Source organism: Pseudomonas sp. 5P_3.1_Bac2 (assembly GCF_025465995.1).
GTDB lineage: Bacteria > Pseudomonadota > Gammaproteobacteria > Pseudomonadales > Pseudomonadaceae > Aquipseudomonas.
Genome location: NZ_JANLNY010000006.1, coordinates 802,734 through 827,641, shown reverse-complemented (window position 1 = coordinate 827,641; position 24,908 = coordinate 802,734). Strand labels below are relative to the sequence as shown.

The 24,908-nt window shown below is 58.9% G+C and carries 20 protein-coding genes; 16 read left to right on the top strand and 4 right to left on the bottom strand.

What is annotated here, in order from left to right:
- Positions 1 to 9 precede the first annotated feature (9 nt).
- From NTD81_RS08140 to NTD81_RS08125, 4 genes are all read left to right on the top strand, one after another.
- Positions 10 to 510: a RidA family protein gene (locus NTD81_RS08140; protein ID WP_262181413.1), complete on the top strand. Its 501-nt coding sequence runs from the start codon at positions 10 to 12 to the stop codon at positions 508 to 510.
- A 118-nt stretch (positions 511 to 628) separates the two neighbouring features.
- Positions 629 to 3,067: a TonB-dependent receptor plug domain-containing protein gene (locus NTD81_RS08135; protein ID WP_262181411.1), complete on the top strand. Its 2,439-nt coding sequence runs from the start codon at positions 629 to 631 to the stop codon at positions 3,065 to 3,067.
- A 306-nt stretch (positions 3,068 to 3,373) separates the two neighbouring features.
- The gene (locus NTD81_RS08130) at positions 3,374 to 4,708 is read left to right on the top strand and encodes an LLM class flavin-dependent oxidoreductase (RefSeq protein WP_262181408.1); all 1,335 of its coding nucleotides are present in this window, start codon (positions 3,374 to 3,376) and stop codon (positions 4,706 to 4,708) included.
- 30 nt (positions 4,709 to 4,738) lie between these two features.
- On the top strand, positions 4,739 to 5,842 hold the full coding sequence (locus NTD81_RS08125; protein ID WP_262181405.1) for an LLM class flavin-dependent oxidoreductase: 1,104 nt from the start codon (positions 4,739 to 4,741) through the stop codon (positions 5,840 to 5,842).
- Between the two features lie 126 nt (positions 5,843 to 5,968).
- Here the strand turns inward: NTD81_RS08125 and NTD81_RS08120 are convergent, their stop codons facing one another.
- Positions 5,969 to 6,907 (bottom strand): ABC transporter substrate-binding protein, encoded by a 939-nt coding sequence (locus tag NTD81_RS08120; protein WP_262181401.1) that lies wholly within the window; start codon positions 6,905 to 6,907, stop codon positions 5,969 to 5,971.
- A 212-nt stretch (positions 6,908 to 7,119) separates the two neighbouring features.
- Positions 7,120 to 8,085, bottom strand: a complete 966-nt coding sequence (locus NTD81_RS08115; RefSeq protein ID WP_262181399.1) for an ABC transporter substrate-binding protein — start codon at positions 8,083 to 8,085, stop codon at positions 7,120 to 7,122.
- A 267-nt stretch (positions 8,086 to 8,352) separates the two neighbouring features.
- Between NTD81_RS08115 and NTD81_RS08110 the strand changes: the two genes are divergently transcribed.
- From NTD81_RS08110 to NTD81_RS08055, 12 genes are all read left to right on the top strand, one after another.
- Positions 8,353 to 9,546 (top strand): acyl-CoA dehydrogenase family protein, encoded by a 1,194-nt coding sequence (locus tag NTD81_RS08110; protein WP_262181391.1) that lies wholly within the window; start codon positions 8,353 to 8,355, stop codon positions 9,544 to 9,546.
- A 2-nt stretch (positions 9,547 to 9,548) separates the two neighbouring features.
- Complete coding sequence (locus NTD81_RS08105) at positions 9,549 to 10,493, top strand: D-isomer specific 2-hydroxyacid dehydrogenase family protein (protein WP_262181388.1); 945 nt, start codon at positions 9,549 to 9,551, stop codon at positions 10,491 to 10,493.
- 28 nt (positions 10,494 to 10,521) lie between these two features.
- Positions 10,522 to 11,325 carry a class II aldolase/adducin family protein gene (locus tag NTD81_RS08100; protein WP_262181385.1) on the top strand — a complete coding sequence of 268 codons (804 nt, stop codon included), beginning with the start codon at positions 10,522 to 10,524 and terminating at the stop codon, positions 11,323 to 11,325.
- 231 nt (positions 11,326 to 11,556) lie between these two features.
- A complete protein-coding gene (locus NTD81_RS08095) occupies positions 11,557 to 13,668 on the top strand; it encodes a TonB-dependent receptor (RefSeq protein ID WP_410017137.1) in 2,112 nt (703 codons plus the stop codon).
- Positions 13,669 to 14,030: 362 nt separating this feature from the next.
- The gene (locus NTD81_RS08090; RefSeq protein ID WP_262181381.1) at positions 14,031 to 15,653 is read left to right on the top strand and encodes an ABC transporter substrate-binding protein; all 1,623 of its coding nucleotides are present in this window, start codon (positions 14,031 to 14,033) and stop codon (positions 15,651 to 15,653) included.
- Entirely contained in the window at positions 15,650 to 16,600 is a 951-nt protein-coding gene (locus NTD81_RS08085; RefSeq protein WP_262181380.1) for an ABC transporter permease, read from the top strand. The genes NTD81_RS08090 and NTD81_RS08085 overlap by 4 nt, the downstream gene beginning before the upstream one ends.
- A 1-nt stretch (position 16,601) precedes the next feature.
- The gene (locus tag NTD81_RS08080) at positions 16,602 to 17,492 is read left to right on the top strand and encodes an ABC transporter permease (RefSeq protein ID WP_262181377.1); all 891 of its coding nucleotides are present in this window, start codon (positions 16,602 to 16,604) and stop codon (positions 17,490 to 17,492) included.
- Positions 17,489 to 19,138, top strand: a complete 1,650-nt coding sequence (locus tag NTD81_RS08075) for a dipeptide ABC transporter ATP-binding protein (protein WP_262181373.1) — start codon at positions 17,489 to 17,491, stop codon at positions 19,136 to 19,138. Before NTD81_RS08080 ends, NTD81_RS08075 begins: the two co-directional genes overlap by 4 nt.
- 320 nt (positions 19,139 to 19,458) lie before the next feature.
- Positions 19,459 to 19,791, top strand: coding sequence for an IS66-like element accessory protein TnpA (gene tnpA / locus NTD81_RS08070; protein WP_262181369.1), 333 nt, complete (start codon positions 19,459 to 19,461; stop codon positions 19,789 to 19,791).
- Positions 19,788 to 20,180, top strand: a complete 393-nt coding sequence (gene tnpB, locus NTD81_RS08065; protein WP_262181366.1) for an IS66 family insertion sequence element accessory protein TnpB — start codon at positions 19,788 to 19,790, stop codon at positions 20,178 to 20,180. The genes tnpA and tnpB overlap by 4 nt, the downstream gene beginning before the upstream one ends.
- Positions 20,177 to 20,746, top strand: a complete 570-nt coding sequence (locus tag NTD81_RS08060; protein ID WP_262181364.1) for an adenylate kinase — start codon at positions 20,177 to 20,179, stop codon at positions 20,744 to 20,746. The genes tnpB and NTD81_RS08060 overlap by 4 nt, the downstream gene beginning before the upstream one ends.
- A 152-nt stretch (positions 20,747 to 20,898) precedes the next feature.
- Positions 20,899 to 21,942 (top strand): AraC family transcriptional regulator, encoded by a 1,044-nt coding sequence (locus tag NTD81_RS08055; RefSeq protein ID WP_262181362.1) that lies wholly within the window; start codon positions 20,899 to 20,901, stop codon positions 21,940 to 21,942.
- Between the two features lie 41 nt (positions 21,943 to 21,983).
- Here the strand turns inward: NTD81_RS08055 and NTD81_RS08050 are convergent, their stop codons facing one another.
- Complete coding sequence (locus NTD81_RS08050) at positions 21,984 to 23,372, bottom strand: DUF1254 domain-containing protein (protein WP_262181359.1); 1,389 nt, start codon at positions 23,370 to 23,372, stop codon at positions 21,984 to 21,986.
- Positions 23,373 to 23,524: 152 nt separating this feature from the next.
- A complete protein-coding gene (locus tag NTD81_RS08045; protein WP_262181356.1) occupies positions 23,525 to 24,892 on the bottom strand; it encodes a DUF1329 domain-containing protein in 1,368 nt (455 codons plus the stop codon).
- Positions 24,893 to 24,908: the final 16 nt, after the last annotated feature.

The window sequence follows — 24,908 nt, the reverse complement described above, 5'->3', positions numbered from 1 at the left end:
AAGACCACCATGAGCACACGCAGCGCCTTACTGATCGGAGCCCTTATGAGCCTGACCCTACCCACGGCCTTTGCCGACAGCATCAAGCGGGTTGACCCGCCGGGCAGTAATTTCCCTATCTCGCAACTGGTCACGGTCCCGGCCAGCGCCCAACTGACTTTTGTCAGCGGCACCTTGCCCGATGTGGCTGATACCAAGGCTCCCAAGGGCAGTGTTGCCGCCTATGGCGATACCGAAACCCAGACCCGCTCAGTGCTCGGCAAATTGAAAAGTGCCTTGAACAGCCAAGGTTTGGACTTGGGCGACATCGTCCAGCTCCGGGTGTTTTTAGTCGGTGATCCGGCCAAAGGCGGCCAGCTCGACTTCGCCGGTTTACAAGCCGCCTACACCACCTTCTTCGCCACCGCCGCGCAGCCGAATAAACCCACGCGCACCGCCATACAAGTGGTGGCCCTGCCCTTGCCTGGCGCGCTGGTGGAAATTGAAGCGGTGGCCGCGAAAGCGCCGTAAGGCCTAGAGCTAGCTTCGCCAGCCTGAGCCGGGTGGCACGCACTTAAGCCATCAGCTGCGCACTGAGCTCACACGGGCACTGGCCACAAACCTAGCGTTAATCATTGGACAGAAAAGGATGTCTGCCTTGAACCTTAACCAACGCCCCCACCGCCATTACCTCGCCCTCTTGCCGGCGACTTTGCTCGCCTTTAACCCAGTCGACAGCTATGCCGACAGCACAACCGCCGCCAGCAATCCACGGCTGGATACTGTGGTGGTCACCGGCAACCGTGGCAGCCAAAAACGGACGGTGACCAGCAGCCCGGCGCCGATTGATGTGATCAGCGCCAAGCAGCTGCAAAACACCGGCAAACCTGGACTGATGGAGGCCCTAAGCGCGACGATTCCGTCGTTCACCCTGCCGGAAAAAACCGGCTGGGATGCCAGCGGCATGGCCCGCTCCCCCAGCTTACGCGGCCTAAACGCGGCGCAGGTGCTGGTGTTGGTCAACGGCAAACGCCGGCACAGCAGCGCCACCTTAAATATCAGCGGGATTAACGCCGGCGCGGCGCCGGTGGACTTGGATCTGATCCCCATCGCCGCAATTGATCATGTCGAAGTGCTACGCGATGGCGCTGCGGCCCAGTACGGCTCGGATGCCATTGCCGGGGTGATCAACGTGATTCTCAAGGCCGACAGCAGCGGCACCGCAGTTTCTAACATCGGCCAAGGCTACGACGGTAAAAAACAAACCGTGCAGCAAAGTTTGAACAAAGGCTTTGAGATCGGCGACGGCGGCATCGTGCAATTGGCCTTGGATGCCCGCAGCCAAAATGACGATAACAAGGCCAGTGGCAACGGCTACAGCTATGCCGAGGCCTACGAAAAAGCCGGCAAAGTCACCTACGGCGGCTACGGCACGCCGAAAATCAACTTGGCCAGCCTGGGCTATAACGCCGAGCTGCCAGTGCACGACAACCTCAGCCTGTACTCCTTCGGCACTTGGGCTTATCGCAAGGCCGAGCAAGGGCAAAACTTCCGTTTGCCGACTATCACCAACACCATCACTACCGGCCCCAATGGCTATCCAGCGGGTTACACACCCACCTGGTATATCGAGGAGCGCGACTTCCAAGCCGCTTTCGGCGCCAAGGGCCTGGCCGGTGACTGGGATTGGGACCTGTCCAGCACCTACGGGCGCAACGAGGCCGAACAAGGCACGTGGCACAACCAGAACCCGTCGCTGGGCGAAGCCACGCCCAATTCGTTTAAGTCCGGCACCTGGATTTCCACCCAACTGACCAGCAACCTCGATGTGCACCGCAGCTATGAGATCGGCCTGAGCAAGCCCTTGGATTTCTCTTTTGGCTTGGAACATCGCCGTGACGGCTATGAGGTACAGGATGGCGACTGGGCCAGTTGGGCTAATGGCGGCTATTGCGTGGCTCCGGGCAATTGCGCCGCCTCAGGTGCACAGGTCACCAATGGTATCTCGCCGCAGGAAACCAGCAGTGCCCACCGTAACAGCGTCGCCGGTTATGTCGATGTCGGCTTTAACCCGCTGCCACAGTGGTACGTGGACACCGCCCTGCGCTACGAGCATTACAACGAAGGCATTGGCGCCACCCGCAGCGGCAAGCTCAGCACCCGCTATGAGTTCACCCCAGAGTTGGCTGTACGCGCGACGGTGAGTAACGGCTTTCGCGCACCGTCACTGGCCAACAGCCTGTTCAGTGCCCGCTCCACCACCTTTGGCGTAGTCGATGGCGTGTACCAGTCGATCAACTACGGCGTGTTGCCGGTGGACTCTGCCACGGCCAAAGCCCTGGGCGCGCAGAGCTTAAAACCAGAGAAGTCGACCAACTACAGCCTGGGCCTGACCTACCAACCCAGTGAGCGCCTGAGCTTTACCGCCGACGCCTACCTGATCAACGTGCGTGATCGCATCACTCTCACCGGCACCCTGCTCGGCCCAGAGGTGACCCAGACCCTGCTGGACAACGGCATCAACTCCACCTCGGGCGGCCAGTACTTCACCAACGGCGCCGACACTCGCACCAAGGGTATTGATCTGGTCAGCAGCTATCAGCAGGACTTAGGTAAATTCGGCAGCGTGCTGTGGACCGCCGCGTGGAACTGGAACCAAACCGAGATCCTCGACTATCAACAAGGCGTGAATATTCTGGGTCGCGACTATGAGCTGATGAATCGCCAGGCCCGCAACAACATCACCGAAGTGCAGCCGCACACCAAGTTACTGCTAGGGGCCAATTGGCAAATCGACCGCTATAGCGTCAACCTGGGCCTCACCCGCTACGGCTCGCACCGGGAGGTCAATGACAGCGCCAACCGCTCGCTGGATCGCGAATATGGCGCGCGCTGGATTACCGACTTAGACCTGGCCTATCAGCTGAACAAACAGCTGAATATCGCCATCGGCGGACGCAACCTGTTTGATATTTACCCTGAGCGTAATCAGCCGGCCAGTAAAAGTAACAGCAAGGGCTACGGCGCCTATTCACCCTATGGCTTTACCGGTGGCTACTACTTCACCCGGCTGACCTATAACTTCTAGCAGCCGGCCAAAACGCCTAACTGTTATACCAATTAAAATGCTAAGTACTTATAAAGATGATAATAGTAAATGCTTTAAATAAATAATTAGCATAGAAGAATAAATACTTTCACAGCCTGTACGCGCAAGCATAAGGTCTAACCGGACCGACCCCTTTCCTGGCGGAGGCCGGTTGCTCAAGGTTCAGCTATCACGCGAAAGCACCGACTGAACCACAGCAGCAGCCGCACTGAGATACCCCCTATTCCATTGCCTGTTGCGGCCTTTAGCTGTTGTCGACTGCACGGGCCGTTCCAGGAGCGCAGCATGAGCCACAAACAATTAAAACTGGGCACCATGATCCATGGCGTGGGCCATGGCTGGGGTGAATGGCGTCACCCGGATGCCTTAAGCGATGCCAGTGTCAATTTCAGTTTCTACAAGCAACAGGCACAGCTGGCGGAGGCCGCTAAATTCGACTTCGCCTTTATCGCCGACAGCCTGCATATCCACGCTAAATCCAGCCCGCATTACCTCAACCGCTTCGAGCCGCTGACCATACTCAGCGCCTTGGCCGCCGTCACCGAGCATATTGGCCTGGTAGCCACCGTTACCGTGAGCTACACCGAGCCCTTCCAAGTGGCGCGGCAACTGGCCTCGCTGGATCACATCAGCGGCGGTCGCGCAGGTTGGAATGTGGTCACCTCTTGGCTGTCCGGTACCGCCGATAACTTCGGCAAGGCCGGCCACCCGCCCCATGCCGAACGCTATCGCATCGCCCATGAGCATGTGGCCGTGGTGCAAGGCTTGTGGGACTCCTGGGAAGACGATGCGTTTGTCCGTGACAAAGCCAGCGGCCAGTTCTTTGACCCGGAAAAACTGCACACACTCAATCATCAAGGCGAGTTTTTTAAGGTCAAAGGCCCGTTAAATATCGCGCGCTCAGCCCAAGGCCAGCCGCTGATCTTCCAGGCTGGCACCTCTGAAGATGGACGCAATTTCGCCGCCCGTACGGCCGATGCGATCTTCGTCAGCCCCGAAGGCTTTAACGATGCCCAAGCCTATTATCTGGACCTCAAGTTGCGCGCCAAACAGGCCGGGCGCAACCCCGATGACTTAGCGATTCTGCCGGGCATCCGGCCCATAGTCGGGCGTGATGCGGCCGATGCAGAAGAGCGCTATCAACAAGCTCTGGCGCTCACCAGCATTGACGACGCGCTGGTCGCCCTGGGCCGGCCCTTCAATGATTACGACTTCAGCCGTCATGAGCTGGATGCGCCCTTCCCTGATCTGGGCGACTTGGGCAGCAACAGCCACAAAGGCACCTCGGATCAACTCAAACAACTGGCCCGCGACCAAGGCCTGACCCTGCGCCAAGTGGCCCTGCGCTTTGCCGCGCCAAGGCGGGATTTTGTCGGCACCCCCGAGCAAGTCGCCGATGCTTTGCAGCACTGGTTTGATCATCAGGCCGCCGACGGTTTTATCGTCAATACGCTGCTGCCTGACGGCTTGCAACGGTTCACCGAATTAGTGGTGCCGGTGCTGCAACAGCGTGGGTTGTTCCGCGAGGAGTACAGCGGCAAGACCCTGCGCGAGCATTTCGACCTTGCCGTACCGCGTAATCGCTACAGCCAGCGGCGCGAACACAGCGCCGTGGCCTAACCCCCTTTGCCAGCGACAGGAGCACAAGCTATGAGTCTCGAATTTATTGGTCTGATCGGCCCGCAGGAAGGCAGCGAATCCCAAGCCCCCCGTGGGCCCAATGTCGATTTGGAGTTTATCAAGGCCTTTGCCCAGGCCCAGGAATATGGCGGTTTTGACCAAGCCCTGCTGGCTGTTAACACCAGCGCGGCTGATTCCTTGGTGCTGGCCAGTTATGTCGCGGCCCATACCGAGCGTTTAGGCTTGTTGGTGGCGCACCGGCCGGGCTTTCAGGCGCCGACCTTTGCCGCCCGCCAATTCGCCACCTTGGATCAACTGAGCCGTGGCCGCGCGGCGATCAACGTGATCACCGGCGGGGACAGTGGCGACTTGCAGCGCGATGGCGACTTTATCGATAAGGACGCCCGCTACGCCCGTACCGATGAGTACTTAGACGTGCTCAAGCAAACCTGGACGCAAAGCCAACCCTTCTCCCATCATGGCCAGCACTACCAGGTGGAAGACAACCTGACATTGGTTAAACCGCTGCAAAAGCCCCATGTGCCGATCTACTTTTCCGGCGCTTCCGACGCCGCTGTGGAAGTCGCCGCCAAGCATGCCGACGTGTACATGATGTGGGGCGAGCCACTGGACAATATCCGCCAGCGCATCGCCCAAGTGCGTAAGGCTGCCGCCCGTTACGGGCGGGAAAACCATATCCGCTTTAGCCTGTCGTTACGCCCCATCTTGGGTGCCACGGAAGAACAAGCCTGGGCCCGCGCTGAGCAGATTCTGGCCGACGCGAAAACCTTGATCGAGCAACGCCAGAGCAAGCGCCGCGACCGCAATGTGGGCAAGAGCAATAGTGGTTCACAGCGCCTGGTCGATATCGCCAGCCAAAAGACCGTACACGACGTGCGCTTGTGGACCGCCATTGCCGCCCTGACCGGCGCCGCCGGCAACTCCACCTCACTGGTGGGCACCGCCGCACAAGTGGCTGAGGCAGCGCTGGAGTATTACAAGCTGGGCGTCACGACCTTCTTGTTCCGTGGCTTTGACCAACTGCGCGACGCCATCGATTACGGCCAGCACCTGCTGCCGCAGATTCGCGCACAAGTGGCCAACTACGAGCAAGGCCAGCGTAAACAGGCTTAGGGCAACCTGCGCCAAGGCGATAACAACCTTGGCGCAGAGATGCAGCGAGCGCTGTGTGATGCTAATCCTCCCTGCCTGGACTCACCTACAAGCCCAGCTCAGCGTTTTTTACCCGCCAGCCCCTGCTTAAGGCACAAACACCGGGTTAAAGCTGTTATCGAACAAGCTTGCTGCGGGATAGGCCTTGATCAGTCCCAAGCCGCTAAAGAAGTCGATGGTCTGCTGCGCCGCCTGAATCCCCTGTTCGCTAACCGGTTGCAACACCGTCTGCGCGCGGGCAAACCAGGCTTGGGCAATCGCCTGATCGGCGCGGCTATAACCACTCCATACCTGGGCGTAGCGCGCATTGTGCTCAGAACTCTGGGTTGCCCACGCTCGCGCTTGTTTCAGTCGAGTTAAAAAGTCACTGATCTCGGCACGTTTTGGCTCGATCACTGCGCTATTAGCCACGACAAAGCTTTGCCCGGCCATCAACCCCTCGGCGGTGGCCAGCACCCGTGCACCTTGACGCTCCTGCTGGGTAACGTAGGGCTCCCAAGTGGCAATCACATCCACCGCACCGCTATCCAGGGCATGGGAGGCATCCAAGGCGCTTAAGTAGCGAATCTCCACGCTGTCCCGCGGCACAGCGGCCTTATCTAGGGCTGAAAGCAATAACTGCTGGCTCCAGGAGCCCTTCCAGATCGCCGCCCGTTTGCCGGGCAGATCCTGCAAGGTTTTGATCGGGGAATCCTGGCGTACCAAGATCGCGACCCCGGCAAGGCTTTGCTGGCTGATGGCGACGACTTTAATCGGTGCCCCCAGCGCGCCAAGAAACAGCGGTGGCGCATCACCGAGTAAGCCCAAGTCGAGACTACCGACATTTAACGCTTCGGCCACTGGCGAGCCGGCGGTAAATTGCCGCCACTCCAGCTCGTAGGGCAGATCCTTGAGGACTCCGGCCGCCTCCATGACCGCCCGGGTGTTATAGCTTTGGTCGCCGACAATCAAACTGCTGGCCTCGACGCTAAAGGCCAACGTCAAACCCAATAAGGCACCGGTAAAGCTTTTGGCGAGCAATCCCATCGTGTCTCCAAGTCCTGCTGTGCAGGTGTAATAAACAGGTGAACAAGCGAGGCTCTCACGCGCAGAGCGTTTCAAGCCTGCGCGCCGGGAGCATGAGTGCGGCTTAAATCTCTATGCGGGCAGCAAGGGGCAGCCCAAGACAACCAAACGATTGGCTTCAAGGGCATAAAAAACCTAAGGATTGGTTTGGCCTACAGGCCCCAGGCTAAGCTTCAGGGCTGTTTGGCCAACGCTGCGGGCGCCGGGGCGTTCACGCTAAAGCTGCGATCAAACGTCGGCGCCACATCCAGCTTGCGGCTGATCAGGCCTTGGGCTTGATAGAAGTCAGCGGTTTCCTGCTGCTCTGTGATCACCTGGCTATCGACGGCCTGCCAGCGCAGTTGGCGGCGCTCAAATTGCAAGCGTGCAGCCGCAACCGGAAAGCCGATGATCTTGGCCAGGGTTTGGCTAAAGCTGTCGAGATGCTCGTAAGCCCAAACCTGCGCTTGGCTTAAGCGTTGCAGATAATCCTGCAGCGCGGCGCGCTTAGCCGGGTCTGCCAGCGCCTGGTCAGTGGCGGCGATAAAGCTATTGCCGCTGGAAAGACCGCGCCCGTTGACCAGCACCCGTGCCTCACCGTTGACCTCCGCCAGGGCGGTATAGGGCTCCCAGGTCGCCCAGGCATCCACCGAACCATTGGCTAAAGCCATCTTGGCATCCACCGGGCCGAGAAAGCGGAAGTCCACGTCCTTAGCCGTCAAGCCCACGCTATCCAAAGCCTTAAGGGCCACGTAATGGCCAATGGAGCCGCGCCCGGTAGCGATGCGCTTGCCTTTAAGGTCCGCGGCCGACTGCAAGCTCGACTGTTTAGGCACCAGCAAGGCGGTGCCGTAAGGATCGTTCTTGTTTACCGCAATGGCTTTGACCTGCGCGCCGGAGGCCAGGGCAAACAACAGCGGCGCATCACCAATCACCCCGGCATCGATAGCCCCGGCATTCAGCGCCTCAGCCAAGGGGGCGGCGGCTGGGAACTCGGCCCAATGAATGCGATAAGGCAAATTTTGCAGTGCATCGGCGGCTTCTAACTGCGCGCGCATATTGCCCTTCTGATCGCCCAGACGCAGCTCCACCGGTTCAGCCGCCCAAAGCGGCACAGCGAGTAGCAGACTGGTTAAGGCGAATACGGTTTTGCGCAGCATGGGCATCATCCCTGAATAGTTTTTGGTTTAAGCGTACGGCCTTATTTAGCAGGGGCTCGCACGCTCTGGCAGTGACTTTAGCGCGACAGTTCTAATAATTTAAATTCATTTTATTCATATCCTAATATGCGTATTAATTTTCTAATTCGCCATTAGCTTATGCATAAAAAGACTTTTACTTAAAGGTTTCTCAATAATACGGTCATAAGGAGTTGCGTATTCAAACCGCCTTTATTGGCTTCCTATGCTGCTGATTCCGAGTATCTGATGACCCAATTCGCCGCCCTCGCCCAACCACTGCAAGCCGAGCCCCGCCCCACTGCTGCGGCCACACCTGAGGATTTCACTGCCTTATTGGCGCAGATCACCGTGCAGCTGGCCGCCACTGCGGCGGATTACGATCGCAGTGGCGAATTTCCTGCGGCCAACTTTGCCCTGCTGCATCAACATGGCCTGCTCAGCCTGACGGTGCCCCGTGCATTGGGCGGTGGTGGCGCGGATCTAGCCACCGCACGTCAGGTGATCAGCGCTGTGGCCAAGGGCGAGCCCTCCACCGCGCTGATTCTGGTCATGCAGTATCTGCAGCACTTTCGCTTGCAGGACGACCCACGCTGGCCCAGCCATTTGCGCCTGCGTCTGGCTCAAGAGGCGGTGGAGCATGGCGCGCTGATTAACGCCTTTCGCGTTGAGCCCGAGCTGGGCACCCCGGCCCGCGGCGGTCTGCCTGCCACTATCGCCCGGCGTACGCCTGAGGGCTGGCGGCTGTCGGGCAGCAAGCTGTACTCCACCGGCAGCTACGGCCTGACCTGGTATGTGGTGTGGGCACGCAGCGACGATGCCGACCCGCTGGTCGGTGGCTTTTTGGTGCACAAGGACAGCCCCGGCATTCGCATCATTGAAGACTGGGATCACCTCGGCATGCGCGCCACCTGCAGCCATAAGGTGGAATTCAGCAACGTGTTATTGCCGCTGGAGCATGCTGTCAGCGTTAGCCCCTTAAGCGCACCGCAAGCCGAACTCGATGGCGAGGCGTTGGTGTGGATGTCTGTGCTGCTGTCCAGCATTTATGACGCCGTGGCCCAAGCTGGGCGGGATTGGCTGGTGCAATTCCTGCGTGAGCGGGTGCCGTCTAACCTCGGTCAGCCTTTGGCCAGCCTGCCACGGTTTCAAGAGTTGGTCGGGCAGATCGAAACGTTGTTGTTTGCCAACCGCAACCTGCTCGATGCCGCCGCAGCCGGGCAGATCGACGGCCAAGGCGCCGGCCAGCTTAAGCAACTGGTCACCAGTAATGCGATTAACGCTGTGCAACTGGCCATTGAAGCCAGTGGCAACCCAGGATTATCACGACGTAATGCACTGGAGCGGCACTTGCGTAATGTGTTGTGCAGCCGTATCCATACCCCACAGGACGATGTGGTGTTTATCAATAAAGGCCGTGCGGCCCTAAGCAAGGACGCGTGATGATGAGCAACGTGAAGGTGATTGCCAGTCAGTTGGATGCCGCAGGTAACGAACTGCTGCGCCAACATCTGCCCGGTCAGCAGGTACAGGACTTAAGTATTGAACAGTTACAGGCCGAAGACGCTGATGTGCTGATCCTACGGCCGATCAATGTGCGTGGTCGCCGAGTCGATCAACCGCCGCCTGGCTGGCCCTGGTCGGTACGTTGGGTGCAACTGCTGTCCTCAGGGATCGATTTTTACCCGGACTGGCTGTTCAACGGCCCCCCAGTCACAACAGCTAGAGGGGTCAGCGCTCACCTGATCGCCGAGTTCGCCCTAGCCGCGATTCTGGCAGCTGCCAAAAAGCTTCCCGATCTTTGGGTCAAAGATGAGCGCTGGCAGTTTAGCCAGCTGCAACCCGTGCGCGGCCGTACCTTAGGCATCCTTGGTTTTGGCAGTATTGGTCAGGCCCTTGCCCAAAAAGCCAGCGCACTGGATATGCGAGTACTGGTCCTAAATCGCTCAGGCAGCAGCCAGCCTGGCCAAACCCATGTGCAGGTGGCCACGTCTTTGGAACAGCTGTTTGCCGAGTCCGACCATCTGGTACTGGCCGTCCCACTCACCGCGCAAACCCGCGGCCTGATCAATCGCCAAGTGCTGGCCAACGCCAAGCCAGGGCTGCATCTGATCAATATCGCCCGAGGTGGTTTGCTCGATCAGCAGGCACTGCTGGAGGCACTGGAGGCTGGCTGGGTCGGTCGCGCCACCCTCGATGTCACTGAGCCGGAGCCGCTGCCCGCCGGCCATCCGCTTTACCAGCATCCGCAGGTATTTATCTCGCCTCACACCTGTGCCCTGTCCAGTGAAGGCCCAGCCGAGTTTATTTCCAGCTTCAGTGAGAACTTCCAGCGCTTCAGTGACGGTCTGCCCTTACACAATCTGGTCGACTTTCAACGCGGCTATTAACGCCCCAGCCAATAAGGAGATACCTGCAATGACTGCACTTTCCGCGTTATCGGCCGTCCCGGCCAGCACCACTACACTGCGCCAACGGGTGTCGGAAGCCGAGTGGGAGGTGCGGGTGAAACTGGCTGCGGCTTATCAACTGGCTGCGCTGTTTCGCTGGACCGATCATATCTATACCCACTTCTCGGCCCGTGTGCCCGGCCCTGATGAGCATTTTTTGATCAATGGTTTTGGTCTGCTGTTTGATGAAATCACTGCCTCCAACTTGGTCAAGGTGGATGTCGACGGCACTATCATCGATGACCCATTGGGCCTTGGCATCAACCAGGCCGGCTATGTGATTCACAGCGCCATTCACCGCGCCCGCCCCGACCTGCATGCCGTGCTGCACACCCACACCCGCGATGGCGCAGCGGTTTCCGCGCAGCGCGGCGGCCTGTTGCCGCTGTCGCAGCATGCGCTGGCCTACTACAGCCGCGTGGTCTATCACAGCTACGAAGGCGTGGCGCTGGATCTCGACGAGCAGGAACGGCTGGTTGCGGACCTCGGCGCAAGCAATATCCTGATTTTGCGCAACCACGGCCTACTCACCGCCGGGCGCAGCGTCGAGCATGCCTTCCGTGAGCTGCATGGGTTGGAGCGCGCCTGCAATATTCAGATCGCCGCTCAGGCGGGTGGCAATGCCGACTTACTCTTTGCCCCGGACGACGCCATCGCCAAAGTCGCCCAGCAAAGCGCCGCAGTTACCGACCCCAACCACCCGGGGGTCCAGCGCCATTGGGATGCGCTGATTCGCCAGCTCGACCGCCATACCGAGGCGTACAAGCACTAAGCCAATAACGTGCGATCAAGCGCCAGCTACGCCTGGCGCCTTGCATAAGCCCTAATTAGAAACACGCCAACCCGAAACACCGACCCCATCCGGCGGAGGTACAGGATTCCTGCATCCCCTCACCGGCTATGGCGGCCCTAAGGGCGTGCAGGTTTAACCACAACCGAGCATGTATAGCCCTTAGGAAGACTGACCATGGCCTTAAGTTATCTGCCCCACCGCCTCTGCCTGATGTTGTCGCTGCCCCTCACTGCCTTGGCCGACAGCGCCGTCGATAGCAGCGATACACGCCTGCCCAACGTCACCGTGACCGCCGAGCACCGCCAGGAAAACCTGCAAAAAGCGCCGCTGGCGATCAGCGCATTCGACGAAACCACCCTGCGCGATCAGCAAATCAATAACATCCGCGATCTGGCCGGACGGGTGCCTAACCTCACCCTCAATCGCCAATCGATTTCCTATAGCGCGCAGACTTATGGCATCCGTGGCATCGGCGAAACCGACCCGATTCAGGAAGCCGCCGTGGCGGTGTATGCCGATGACCTGTATATCCCCCGGGCGATTTCCTCGATGCTCGACTTCAACGATGTCGAGCGCGTGGAAGTACTGCGCGGCCCCCAAGGCACCCTCTATGGACGTAACAGCGCCGCCGGGGCGATCCGTGTAATCACCCGCGACCCGACGCAGGAAACCCGTGGCTTTGTCGAGCTTGGTGCAGGTAATTACAACGCGCAGAACGGGCGCCTGTTGATTAGCGGCCCGCTGATCGATAACAGCCTGTTTGGCAGCTTCTCGGCGCTGCGGTTGAGCCGCGACGGCACGGTGCGCAACCGCACCCGCGACAAGGACGTGAACAACATTGATATCCAGTCCTATCGCGGCAAATTGCGCCTGGCGCCAGTGGACTCCGCCTGGGACACCCAGCTGACTCTGGCCGGCACCTTCGACCGGGGGGACACCACCAGCTATACGCCATTTGATCCGCAAACCGGACACTTCGATAAATTCAAAACCTACAGCAGCCTCGACCCGAAAAACCGTCTCGACCAAGGCAGCGCGGTGCTGCGCACGATCTATCACATTGATGATCAGCTCAGCGTTAAGGCCGTCACCGCGTGGTCGGCCTTCGATCAGCCAGTGGACTACGACAACTCCGGTGCAGCCAACAGCGGCAACGCCGCGCCAATCCAGAACAACCTGATCCACTACAAGCAGCGCTACGCCACCCAGGAATTCCAGCTCAACGGCGACTATGAGCGCTTCAATTACACCCTTGGCGTGTTTCTCTACAAAGAGCGCTTTCGCGCCGAGCGCGACAGCCTCACCTATTCCGTGGCGGCCGACCGGGTTAATGCCAGTGGCCAATACAGCACCACCGACACCGAAAGCTACGCGCTGTATGGCCAAGGCAATTACAAGCTGACCGAGCGCCTGTCGCTGACCGCCGGCCTGCGCTACACCAAGGAACATAAAAATTTCGATTACGACAATTACCGCATCACCCCTGAGCGGGACATTACCGGGCTTAATTTTGCTGCACAAACCAGCGAAAGCTGGGCCTCGTTTAGCCCTAAGCTCGGCATTGAATACAACTGGACGCCGCAACTGACCCAATACGCCTATGTGGCCAAGGGCTTCAAGGCCGGCGGTTTTGATAACCGCGCCCCGACTCGCGCTGCGGCCCTGCAAGGCTTTGATCCGGAGAACGTGATCACCTATGAAAGCGGCCTCAAAGGCGAGTTTCTTAAGGGCCGCCTGCGCAGCAATATCGCCGTGTTCTATAACGACTACCGCGACCTGCAAACCAACGCCTGGGACCCGGCCATCAGTGCCAACCTGCGTACCAACGTCGGCAGCGCCCACAGTTATGGCATCGAGTTGGAAAACACCGCCCTGCTGCTTAAGGACCTGACCCTGACCGCCAACCTGGGTTACCTCAAAGCCCAGTACGACGACTTCGCCAATGCCGCCGGCCCCGGTGTGGATGCCGACGGCAACTGGATGGTGTTTGCACCGCGCTGGAATCTGGCGCTGGGCCTGAACTGGGTGGTGCCGGTGAACCTGCCGGGCGCCTGGGTAGCGGGCACCGATTGGCAGTTCCAGACCAAATCCTATGCCAATGCGGTCAATGGTGAGATTTACGAGGTGCCGCAGCAAAGCTTCTGGAACGCCGTAACCAGCTACAGCAGCGGCGACGGGCATTGGACCACCACCCTGGCGGTGAAGAACCTGCTGAACCGCGCCTACCCACAAAGCATTACCTACTCCGCGGCCAGCCGGACTAATTACTACTCAGTCAACGACCCGCGCACCATCACCCTCAGCCTGCGCTACGACCTTTAATTGCAGCGGGGCGGCGCAATGCCGCCCTAACAGGCCTATCTATTAAAAATCCGCATATCCATAAATTTAGTAAATAGATAAAAAGAATAATATTTATATACCCAAAAAGAATTTCCTTCACCGTTCTTATAAAAATACTATCGATTCAACGGACCTTAAACACGCCCTCAAGCCCACCATTACAGGCTTACAGCTGTACCCCCGCACCGGGCCAGTGCTGCCGCAACGGAATCTGCGCACCATGAATCAATGCCGCCCATGTATTACCGCCACCACGCCCTGGGCAACCGCTCAGTGGTTAGCCGGCGCCTGTTCAAAAATCTTCGTCGCCACGCGGCCTGCCTAAGCACAAGGAATTGCCCATGTCCCTGCCCCGTATCTACAGCGCCGGCCTATTGGCATTAAGCCTATTACTCAGCGCTTGCTCGCCGTCGGAGCCCGCTGCCAACGCCAGTCGCGTGCTGAAAATCGCCTTCGCTGGCGACAACACCCAACTGGTCAGCCTCGACCCGTTTCAGGTGTACTGGATCGAGCACCGCGTGGTGCTGCGCAATGTGGTGGAGTCCCTCACCGATCAAGACCCGGCCAGCGGTAAAATCATCCCTTGGCTGGCGCAGCGCTGGAGCATCAGCGACGACGCCCGCGAATACACCTTCTACCTGCGCTCCGGGGTGACGTTCAGCAACGGCCAAGTGTTTGACGCCCAAGCCGTGAAAACCGCCTTCGATAGCAACAAGGCTTTGGCCGCCGAGCTACCCAGTGTGTTTGGTGCGACCTATTTAGCCGGTTACGACCACGCTGAGATCATCGACGCACAGACCATCAAGCTGGTGCTGGCCAAGCCCAATGCCGGCTTTTTACAGGCCACCTCGACCACTAACCTGGCGATTCTGGCGCCTGAGTCCTACGGCAAAACTGCCAAAGAGCGCTCCTTGGGCGCGATTATCGGCACCGGCCCTTTTGTGCTGGCAAACTACACCCCGGAAACCGGTGTGCGCTTAGTCAAGCGCCAAGGTTACGCCTGGGCCTCGGCCAATCTGAAAAACCAGGGCGAAGCACTGGTGGATGCCATCGAGGCCAGCTATATCCCCGAGGAAAGCGTACGCAACGGCCTGTTTGTGCAAGGCAAGGTTGACATCGTGTGGCCGCGCATACCGTTCTCGGAAGTAGATATCGCGCTGTTTAAACAGCATGACGCCACTATTCAAAGTCGCTCCCTGCCTGGCCCAGCTTGGGGCCTATACCCCAACACCACTGACGGACGAATTTTGGCCGACCCTCAGGTGCGTCACGCCCTGCAAAAAGCCATCGACCGCAAAACCTACGCCAGCACCAGCTACAGCCCCGAGTTCCCGGTGGTGCAAAGCGTGCTGGATGTGACCACGCCGTTTTTCCGCAGCCAAGGCGCCAAACTCGCCTTTGACCCGCAAGAGGCTGGACGCTTGCTCGACCAAGCAGGCTGGCAGTTAGGTGCCGATGGTTATCGCAGCAAAGCGGGTAAACGACTGAGCCTGGAGGACAACGTCGTACTGCGCGAAACCCCCGGCGACGTGTTGCTGCAAGATCAACTGCGCCAAGTCGGCATCGAGCTCAAACTCAAGGTGCGCACCTATGGCGATTGGTCCGCCGCCAATGCCGCCGGCCAATACGACCTGACCTCCACCTACATGACCCGCGCTGATCCGATCGTGCTGCAAAACATCATCGACCCACGCACGGCCAACACCCCCACGGTGGCGCGCAATATTTACAGCCCCGAAACACTCAGCCAAGCGCAAACGCTGTTTGACGCCGGCCTGACCGCTACCAACGATGCGCAGCGGGCCGACGCCTACGGCCAAGTGCAAGATTTGCTGATCGATCAAGCCCTGGCCTTCCCCATCTACGAACGGCTGTGGCAAGCCGCCACTTCGTCTCGGGTGAGCAACTTCCGTTGGAGCGCCGAGGGCTTTGCCTTCCTCAGTGATATTGAGCTCAAACCATGAAGCGCTACCTGCTCAGCCGCATTGGCCAGGCCGCTTTGGTGCTGTGGGGCGCCTACAGCATCACCTACTTTATTTTGTACCTGCTGCCGGGTGATCCGCTGTCGATCATGCTCAGCGGCGCCGGCCAGGAGATCGCATCACTCAGCCCCGAGCAACTGGCCCAGGCCCGGCATTACTACGGCCTCGATCAAGGCGTGCTGCAGCGTTACCTGAGTTTGCTGTGGGGCGTGCTGCACGGGGATTTGGGCCAGTCAATGAGCCTGAATAGGCCAGTCACGGCCATCCTTGCCGAGCGCCTGCCCCAAACCTTGGCGCTGGCCGGTTCAGCGATCCTGCTGTCACTGCTGGGCGGCATTGGCCTGGCCTATGTGGTGGCCTATGTGCGCTGGCTTCCGTTAAAAACCTTGCTTGCACGTCTGCCGAGCTTTGGTGTGGCAGTGCCGGTGTTTTGGACCGGGCTGCTGCTGATCCAAATCTTTGCCTTTAGCCTCGGCTGGTTCCCCGCCACCGGCAGCCAGGGCTTTAGCAGCCTGGTATTGCCCGCCGTGACCCTGGCCATCCCCAGTGCCGCGGTATATGCGCAAGTGCTACTGCGTGGCTTTCAGGAGGTGTGGCACGAACCCTATATCGTCACCGCCTTTGCCAAGGGCTTAAGTCGCGCCCAAGTGCAAGCTCGCCATGGTCTGCGCAACGCCGCCCTGCCCCTGCTGACACTGGTCGGTTTGCAAATTGGCAACACAGTATCCGGCGCAGTAATAGTCGAAACCATCTTCGCCCGTAACGGCGTCGGCCGCTTGGTGCAAGAGGCGGTGCTGCGTCAGGACTTCCCCGTGGTACTGGCGGTGGTCGCGGTGTCGGCAGCGGCCTTTGTTCTGATCAATCTGCTGGTCGACTTGCTTTACCCAGTGCTTGACCCGCGCATCACCCACACACCCGAGGTGAGCTGAGATGACGGCTTTTGAAAGCAAACTCGCCCCAGCGAAACCTAGCGCGCCATGGCGACCGCGCGGCCGCTACCAGCGCGTGGCGGATCAGCTCAAGCCGCTGCTGCGCCGTCCAGGCTTTGTTTTAGCGGCCGCGCTGTTGCTGTTTACCTTGCTCGCCGCCTTGTTGCCGAGCCTGCTCAGCCACTTCGATCCCTATGCCACCCTGCCTGCGGCCAAGCTCATCGCGCCCAACGCCCAGCACTGGTTTGGCACCGATGAGTTGGGTCGCGACCTCTACACCCGCGTACTTTACGGCGCGCGGCTGTCGGTGAGCGCCGCCTTGATTGCGGTGGGCCTGGCCTTGATTTGCGGCTCGGCCATCGGCGTGCTCGCCGGCTTTATTGGCGGGCGCTTGGATGCATTGTTGATGCGCCTGATCGATGTGCTGCTGGCACTGCCCGGCCTGCTGCTGGCCTTGGCCATCGTCGCCGCCATTGGTTTTGGCACAGTGCCGGTAGCCATCGCCGTGGGGGTTGGCATCATTCCCGGTTTTGCCCGCACCATCCGTGCCCAAGTACTACGGATCAAAACCCTGCCTTATGTCGAGGCCGCGCGCTTAGGCGGGGCCAGTTGGCCACGTACCTTGCTGCGCCATGTGCTGCCCAACGCCTGGGGCCCGGTAGCTGTGCTGGCGACGCTGGATATTGGCGTAGCCATTATGGCCACCGCCGCCCTGAGCTTTTTAGGCTTCGGCGCCGCGCCGCCCTCTGCCGAATGGGGCACCTTGATCGCCAACGGCCGGCATTTTTTGATCACCGCGCCGTGGGTTTCGCTGCTGCCGGGTCTGTATCTGGCCTTGGTGGTGTTTAGTCTCAATCATATCGCCCGCACTTTTGAGGAAATCCAACGATGAGCCTGTTACTCGACGTGCGCGATCTGAGCATCAGTTACCACAGCGCCGGACGCATCACCGAGGCAGTGCGTGGGGTGAGTTTTACCCTTGAGCGCGGGGAGATTCTGGCCATTGTCGGCGAGTCTGGCTCGGGTAAAACCACTGTGGCCAGCTCACTGCTGGGGCTGCTCCCGGCTAGCGCCAAGATCAGCAGCGGTCAGTTGCATGTAGCCGGGCAGGACGTCACCCACGCCAGCGAGAAGAGCAAACGCCAGTTGCGCGGCCGGGTGATCGGTTTGGTTCCGCAAGACCCGATGGTCAGCCTTAACCCGACCCTGAGCATCGGCAAGCAAATTGGCGAAAGCCTGGCGCTGGCCCACGGCAGTCGCTATCCGGCGCTGGATGCCGATGTGCTGGAACTGCTCGGTCAAGTTGGCCTGGACAACCCTTTGCTGCGCGCTCGTCAGTACCCCCACGAGTTGTCCGGCGGCATGCGCCAACGGGTGCTGATCGCCATCGCCTTGGCTGGCAATCCGCAGTTGATCATTGCTGACGAGCCCACCAGCGCCCTGGATGTAACCGTGCAAAAACGCATCCTTGATCACCTGGAGCAGTTGGTTAAAGCACGCGGCATTTCCCTGTTGATCATTACCCATGACCTGGGCGTAGCCGCCGACCGGGCCGATCGCGTGTTGGTGATGAAAAGTGGCGAGCTGGTCGAGCAAGGCCCGGCGGCAGAGGTCCTGCAAGCCCCGCAACATCCCTACACCCAGGCGCTGCTGGCGGCTGCGCCGGCCTTCTCTGGTACTCAGGTCAAAGCGCCTATCGCGCCTAACGGCCAGCCGCTGCTGCGTTTTGTCGATGTCAGCAAAAGCTTTGCCCTACCCCGGCACTCCGGTCCAGCGCAAAGCTTTCAGGCGCTGCAAGGGCTTAATCTTGAGCTCTATGCCGGGCAGACCCTGGCCATTGTCGGTGAGTCCGGCTCGGGTAAAAGCACCAGCCTGCGTATCGCTTTAGGCCTGGAGCAACCCAGCAGTGGCGAGGTGGCTTTTGCCGGGCAACGCCTGAACGGCTTGAGCTGGAAAGCCTTCCGCCCGCTACGCCAACGTATCCAACTGGTGCAGCAAAACCCCTTTGCCGCGCTGGACCCACGCTTAAGCATCTATGAGAGCGTGATCGAGCCGCTGGTGTCGTTCGCTCGCCTGAAAGGCCGCGCCTTAGAGCAGGCAGCCCAAGAGCTGATGGAGCAGGTGCAACTGCCGGTCAGCTTCCTCGACCGCCTGCCCCACGAGCTTTCCGGCGGCCAGCGACAACGGGTGGCCATCGCCCGCGCCCTGGCGCTAAAACCCGATGTACTGCTGCTGGATGAACCGGTGTCGGCGTTGGATGTGACGGTGCAAGGGCAAATCCTCGACCTGTTGGCGCACCTGCAAGAGCAACTGGGTATCGCCTATGTGCTGGTCTCCCACGACTTAGCCGTAGTGGCTCGCCTCGCCCACCAGGTGCTGGTGCTGCGTAACGGTCAAGTACTGGAGCATGGCAGCGCCACCCAGGTGCTGCACCACCCCCAGCACCCCTACACCCGCGAACTGCTCGGTGCTATTCCCGGGCGCCGTGTCGAGCTGCCCAACCTTAAGCCAGTGCCATGGCTGGCCGTGGCCTGCTGAAGCGCCGCTACGCCCTGTCTACCGGCGTCAGCGAGCAGCACAGAGTCCTTCTGGCTAAGCAGGCACACTGAGGCGCTGGTGTGCTGCCAATCGACTAAGAGCAGGTCCCTCCTCTCAATCGCCGCCGCTCGGCGCAACAACGGGTTTAGAGGGCCTGGCTGATCATCGGCGCATAGCAATGGGATCGTGGACGGCGCTCGACTCCCGCTGAATATCCGTAAGCGTCCGGGCAACACACCTTCCTGACACCGTCGCTTGAGGCGATGGTGTCCACCTAAATCTAAGTGGACACCATCTTTAACCTTTTTAAGCGGACGCCCATGCCACAAGAACGCCGTTCCTATTCCAAATCCTTCAAGGCCCAAGTCATTGCCGAATGTGCGCAGCCTGACACCTCAATTGCCCATGTCGCATTGACCCACAACCTTAACGCCAACCTCGTCCATAAATGGATTCGGGTGCATGCGCAGAAAAACCTTGCACGGCAAACCGCGTTTATTCCGGTCAAGGCATTGTCGTCGGCAGCGGCACCTCAAGTTCTTCCGTCCACGATCCGAATCGAAGTGCCTCATTCAAAAGGCGTAGTCGTTGTGAATTGGCCGGTAGAACATGCAGCGGCGTGCTCCGCTTTCCTGCGAGACCTGCTGCGATGATTCGCATCGACACCATCTGGCTCGCCATCGAGCCCATGGACATGCGCGCCGGCACTGAAACCGCGCTGGCGCGAGTTGTCGCGGTGTTCGGTGCGGCGAAGCCGCACTGTGCTTATCTGTTCGCCAACCGCCGCGCCAATCGTATGAAAGTACTGGTGCATGACGGCGTGGGAATTTGGCTTGCAGCCCGGCGCTTGAATCAAGGGCGCTTCTTTTGGCCAGGCGTGCGGCACGGCTCTGAAGTCGAGCTGGATGCAGAGCAACTTCAAGCCTTGGTGCTCGGTTTACCTTGGCAACGCATCGGGCGAATGGTGTTGCTCAGTTACTGCCGCATAATTGGCGGATGCCTTCCAGCTGATTATTTCGCAACACAGGAGATCAAGCGGTGAGTAAACGGATTTATATCAGCGGCGCTTCGGGGGCTGGAGTAAGCACGTTAGGAGCAGCATTGGCTGACAGGCTTCGAGTGCCTCATTTTGATGTTGATGATTACTATTGGTACCCGACTGATCCACCCTTTGAGAAATCACGCCCGCCTGAAGAAAGACTTGCTCTGTTAAAACAGGCGCTGGCTGACTTCCCCTGGGCACTGTCCGGATCATTAGATGACTGGGGATCTGAGGTGATTCAAAGCGCTGATCTGGTGGTGTTCATTGACACTCCAACAGCCCTGCGAATGGAACGCTTGAGATCACGTGAATCACAACTGTACGGCCACCGAATTCTGCTAGGCGGCGACATGTATGCGAACCACCAAAAATTTCTCACATGGGCTGAAAGCTATGAAGCAGGCACCAGAGCGGGTCGTAGTAGGCCTAGGCATGAGCTGTGGCTCAAGCAACTGACTAAACCAACCCTTAGATTAAACGGAGAAATCGCGGTCGCAGAAATGGTGATAAATGTCGTCGCCGCGATTTCAGATTTGACTCATCAGCAATCAAAGGCGAGTGAGTGAGCCAACAATCAAGCTATGTGCTTCCATCGCAAGGTGTGTTTGCCGGCCGCTTACGAATATCCGGCAATGCAGAGCGTCCTACAAATTTGACACTAAGCGCCAAAACAGGTCTGATCGAGGACAAAACAATAAGACGGAGCTTAGCTTCAGCCATGACCGACTATGCCCGAGCCTCTAGCCTCCATGGGATTGCAGAGTTCGCCAGCTCCCAGCAGGTCAGTGTCGATGATCTGTTTAAACGTGCCGGCTTATCACCGGATATCTTGGATTACCCAGAAAACCTGATCACCTACCAAAGCCTGCTTAAGATTCTTGAGCAAGGTGCCTTGAGCTCAAACAATCCGTTATTTGCTTTGCAGTTTGGTATGCAACAAAACCTGGCCGCCAGCATTCGGCCGCTGCTGTATGTGATGCGTAATGCCGGCACCTGTGGCGAGGCGCTGCAAGAACTCAGCCGCTATTACCAAGTGCATGCCAGCTCTGCGCGGGTGCATATTGAAATCGAAGAAGGCCATGCGTTTTTTTATTACTCCCCCGCCGCTACGCTGGACTTAAGCCGCATGCAGCCGATCACCGAGCTGGTTTTAGGCGGTGGCTTACAAGTGATGCGCATGCTGCTGGGCAACCGCTGGCAACCCCAAGCCTTAATGCTGCAACACGCTCCAGCTAAAGACTTGAGCGCTTATCACCGGTTACTGGGCATTACGCCGACCTTTAACGCCCCAGCCAATGCGTGGGTTTTCGACGCGAAACTGCTGGAGACTCCGTTGATCTCTGCAGACCATGAGCTGCAAAGCTTGATTCGTCAGCACTTGGACAACCTCGGGCAAATCACGGTTGAGGACCTGCCCTCCCACGTGCAGCAGGTCGTGCGCAGTTTTTTACCCCAGGGCCGCGCCTCAATTGAGCATGTGGCGGATTATCTTGCCCTCAGTACCCGCACCCTGCAGCGCTATCTGGCCGAAGAAGGCACCTCGTTTAACCAGCTCGTCGATCAAACCAGACGGGCGATAGCCACCCGTTACATGACCGATTCCAATATGAGCTTCACGCAGCTCTCGGAGCTGCTGGGCTATGCCGAGCTCAGCGCTTTTTCGCGAGCCTTCCAGCGCTGGTATGGCATGAGTCCACGACAATGGCAAAAGAACCAAGGCAGCCATCTCAGTAAGCGCCGCCTGATAGCCACTCGCCGCTAACCGCCAAGAGCCGTTTAAAGCTCTTGGCGCGCAGCGCTGTGTTAGGGGATGCGTTTGACCTGCGGAGGCGTCCAGCCACCAGTCAGGGCACTGGTATGCGGCCAATACAGGCGCAAATTCATGCTGAAACCTCCGCTGGCTGGAGTCGGCAGCCAGTTGGCCTCACGCTCGGCGCCCGGTGATTGGCGTTGGATGTAAATATCCAACGAACCGTCTGCGTTGTATTTCAGCTCGTCACGATCGCCAATGGAATAACGGCCAATGGGGTTATCAGTGAACAACTGGCGCTCGTCATACATGGCCAGCGACCAGAAAGCACGCGCCGGTGGCAGCTCCAGCTTTTTAAAGTGCAGCACATAACGCTGATCACTTTGCAGCGGCTTGCCCTCTGAGTCATTGAAGGCGCTTGGGTAAATCGCATCCTCGATCGGATTGGCGCCAAGGCCTGCATAGGCCACCCCCGCACGGCGCAGATAATCGGCGCCATAGGTGCCAATTGCCGTTAAGTTGGTGCGCCAGCCGTTTACGAACACTCCCGACTGCTTGAACGATTGCTCAATCAAACCCAACGCAGCAGCAGGGGCATCACGCATCGCTGCTTGAACTTCGGGAGAGGCTTGGCTGAAGTCAAACGCCTGACCAGGTTCAATCCCCAAGCGCTTGAGCCGATCCACCATCGGGTAGTCGTTGTTATGGGGCGGGTTGTCTTTAAGCAGCGCGGCAAATTTATTGAAGAATTGCTCGCCACTCATGGCCTTAACTTGCAGCGGCGGCGCCGTCATATCCTGGTGCTCGCGGATAACGCCTTTAGGCGCGGTGTAATCCTTGCCATAAGCACTCAAAGGATAAACGCGCATACCGTCCTGGAAAGCATGCACAGCGGCATAGTCGGCTTTGCCGTTGGTTTGAATACGTCCAATCATCAGGCCCGACTTAGTCGGCGTTCGATACTCACGCACGCCTTCGGGCAAGGTCCCTTGCCAGTCTTGACTGACGATGGCGAAACGCTGTGCCTGATTACCTGTGGTGCGCGTGCCCGGCACGCTGAACACATCGGTCCAATAATCCAGCAACGGCATCAGGTAGTAGCGGCCTTGGGAGTCCGGCAGCTCAACCACCAGGGGTTCTTTGCTGACGTCATAGGTGATGGCCGAATAGAGGGTGTCCGCATTGGGACGAACCACAACGGTGAAGTTGTGATCCGGGAACGCCCGGGCATGGGCCAGTTGGTTAACCGGGGCGGTTAAACCACGCGGCTCAAGAACGTTGGTTGCAGTTTCGCGGGTCACCTGCATCAGCACCAGCGGATAGGCGTAGATGTAGGCGTCACGGGCAAGCTCTTGGGCATCTTCTTTGGAGATCGTTGTCGCGGCCAGAACCGGAGCGGCTAACCCGCCCCAGCACGCCATCGCCCAGATAAGCTTTTTCATGGTTTTACCCTCAGTTTGACTCGATAACCCTAGGTTCCAGGCATGTGCAGCCAAGAGTCTAGACAGTTCTAAGTAGCTATTTTTTTTAATTTTCCCCGTGACACCAATACCGCAACCACAGAGGATGCGGCATTCATGTCAGGCGAGCCTAGTTAGCGCACACTGGTGGCACGCAGTGCCGCTGGCGTGTACTCCTTAGCCGAAGCGGGTACGCCGAAACGCAGCCAATGCTTCTCTTCGTTGATCATGCCGTACACCCCGTAACGTCCCGAGAGCACGTCGTAGAGCGCTTCAAAGGCATACCAAGGCGCCTGTGCGTTGTACTCCTGCAAGTGCATCAACTGCCCCACACGCCATAGTTGGCCGCGGCCGTCGTAGTGCTCAGAGGCGACAATGGTCCAAGAGTCCTCATCAATGTAGAAGCGGCGCTTGGCATAGACATGGCGCTTGCCCTCTTTCAAATTGCCCTCGACAACCCACACCCGATGCAGCTCATAGCGCGCCAACTCTTGGTTGGTGTGGCCGGGTTGCAAGATGTCCTGGTACTTCACCGAGGGTGAGGCCAACTGGTAGTTGTTGTAAGGGATGTACATCTCCTTCTTACCCACCAGCGTCCAGTCGTAGCGGTCAGGAGCGCCGTTATACATATCGAAGTCATCGGATGTGCGGGTGCCATCGGAGTTTGCCAGCGGGCTGTCGTAAGCCACTTGCGGCGCCCGCCGCACACGCCGCTGACCGGGGTTATAGGCCCAGGCCATGCGCGGCTCGCGGACTTGATCAAGGGTGTCGTGGACCAGCTGCACAGTACCCGCCAAGCGGGCTGGAGAGATGGTGTTCATCTTGAACACCAGCAGCAGGTTCTGCGCATCTTTCTCCGACAAGTCCGTCATGCTCGACGGATAAGCCACGGAGTCATACATGCGCACCAGCGTGTAATCGCCGTTTTTCTGTGGAGAGGCGTTGGTCGACTCGCGGTAGATGTTGCCGCCCTTGTAACGGGTGATGTGGTTCCACACCACTTCCAATCCATTGGATGGAATCGGGAAGGCATTGACCCGCGATTCGGTAAAACCACTCAAGCCCGTACCGCTATCGAGCAGTTTGACTTTCTCTGCACTCACGCGCGTAGCGGCATACACAGACTCAGGCATGCTGGTGGTGCGATGACTGGGATAGACCTTCATTTTGTAGGTGGCCGGATAGCGCGCAAACATCGCCAACTGACCTTCGGAGAGCTTGTCTTTGTACTCCTGAGCATTCTGCTTGGTGATTTCAAACAGCGGCTGCTCGGAAGCAAACGGGTTGCCTAAGAACCCCTTGCTATCCACTGGCGCCGCGTTTTTGCCCAGGCCGCCAGTCCACTCAGGAATAGTGCCGTCGGCGTTACCGGCTTTTTCCGCGCCTAGAGGTGTCAGCGTGTTGCCAAGTTTGGCTATGTCTTCAGGCGAGGCCGCGGCGAGGACAGTCACACTGAGTGCTGACAGGGCCAGTCCGGTTATGAGTTTTCTTGTTGTGTTCATCGCTATGGACTCTCTC

Excerpts from the sequence above, each read along its gene's own strand:
- NTD81_RS08115 (WP_262181399.1), bottom strand. The coding sequence starts at position 8,085 with ATGCTGCGCAAAACCGTATTCGCCTTAACCAGTCTGCTACTCGCTGTG.
- NTD81_RS08130 (WP_262181408.1), top strand. The coding sequence starts at position 3,374 with ATGAGCCACAAACAATTAAAACTGGGCACCATGATCCATGGCGTGGGC.
- NTD81_RS08125 (WP_262181405.1), top strand. The coding sequence starts at position 4,739 with ATGAGTCTCGAATTTATTGGTCTGATCGGCCCGCAGGAAGGCAGCGAA.
- tnpB (WP_262181366.1), top strand. The coding sequence starts at position 19,788 with ATGATTCGCATCGACACCATCTGGCTCGCCATCGAGCCCATGGACATG.
- NTD81_RS08090 (WP_262181381.1), top strand. The coding sequence starts at position 14,031 with ATGTCCCTGCCCCGTATCTACAGCGCCGGCCTATTGGCATTAAGCCTA.
- NTD81_RS08050 (WP_262181359.1), bottom strand. The coding sequence starts at position 23,372 with ATGAAAAAGCTTATCTGGGCGATGGCGTGCTGGGGCGGGTTAGCCGCT.
- NTD81_RS08140 (WP_262181413.1), top strand. The coding sequence starts at position 10 with ATGAGCACACGCAGCGCCTTACTGATCGGAGCCCTTATGAGCCTGACC.
- NTD81_RS08100 (WP_262181385.1), top strand. The coding sequence starts at position 10,522 with ATGACTGCACTTTCCGCGTTATCGGCCGTCCCGGCCAGCACCACTACA.
- NTD81_RS08095 (WP_410017137.1), top strand. The coding sequence starts at position 11,557 with ATGTTGTCGCTGCCCCTCACTGCCTTGGCCGACAGCGCCGTCGATAGC.
- NTD81_RS08045 (WP_262181356.1), bottom strand. The coding sequence starts at position 24,892 with ATGAACACAACAAGAAAACTCATAACCGGACTGGCCCTGTCAGCACTC.
- NTD81_RS08110 (WP_262181391.1), top strand. The coding sequence starts at position 8,353 with ATGACCCAATTCGCCGCCCTCGCCCAACCACTGCAAGCCGAGCCCCGC.
- NTD81_RS08120 (WP_262181401.1), bottom strand. The coding sequence starts at position 6,907 with ATGGGATTGCTCGCCAAAAGCTTTACCGGTGCCTTATTGGGTTTGACG.
- tnpA (WP_262181369.1), top strand. The coding sequence starts at position 19,459 with ATGCCACAAGAACGCCGTTCCTATTCCAAATCCTTCAAGGCCCAAGTC.
- NTD81_RS08105 (WP_262181388.1), top strand. The coding sequence starts at position 9,549 with ATGAGCAACGTGAAGGTGATTGCCAGTCAGTTGGATGCCGCAGGTAAC.
- NTD81_RS08080 (WP_262181377.1), top strand. The coding sequence starts at position 16,602 with ATGACGGCTTTTGAAAGCAAACTCGCCCCAGCGAAACCTAGCGCGCCA.
- NTD81_RS08055 (WP_262181362.1), top strand. The coding sequence starts at position 20,899 with ATGACCGACTATGCCCGAGCCTCTAGCCTCCATGGGATTGCAGAGTTC.
- NTD81_RS08075 (WP_262181373.1), top strand. The coding sequence starts at position 17,489 with ATGAGCCTGTTACTCGACGTGCGCGATCTGAGCATCAGTTACCACAGC.
- NTD81_RS08135 (WP_262181411.1), top strand. The coding sequence starts at position 629 with ATGTCTGCCTTGAACCTTAACCAACGCCCCCACCGCCATTACCTCGCC.
- NTD81_RS08085 (WP_262181380.1), top strand. The coding sequence starts at position 15,650 with ATGAAGCGCTACCTGCTCAGCCGCATTGGCCAGGCCGCTTTGGTGCTG.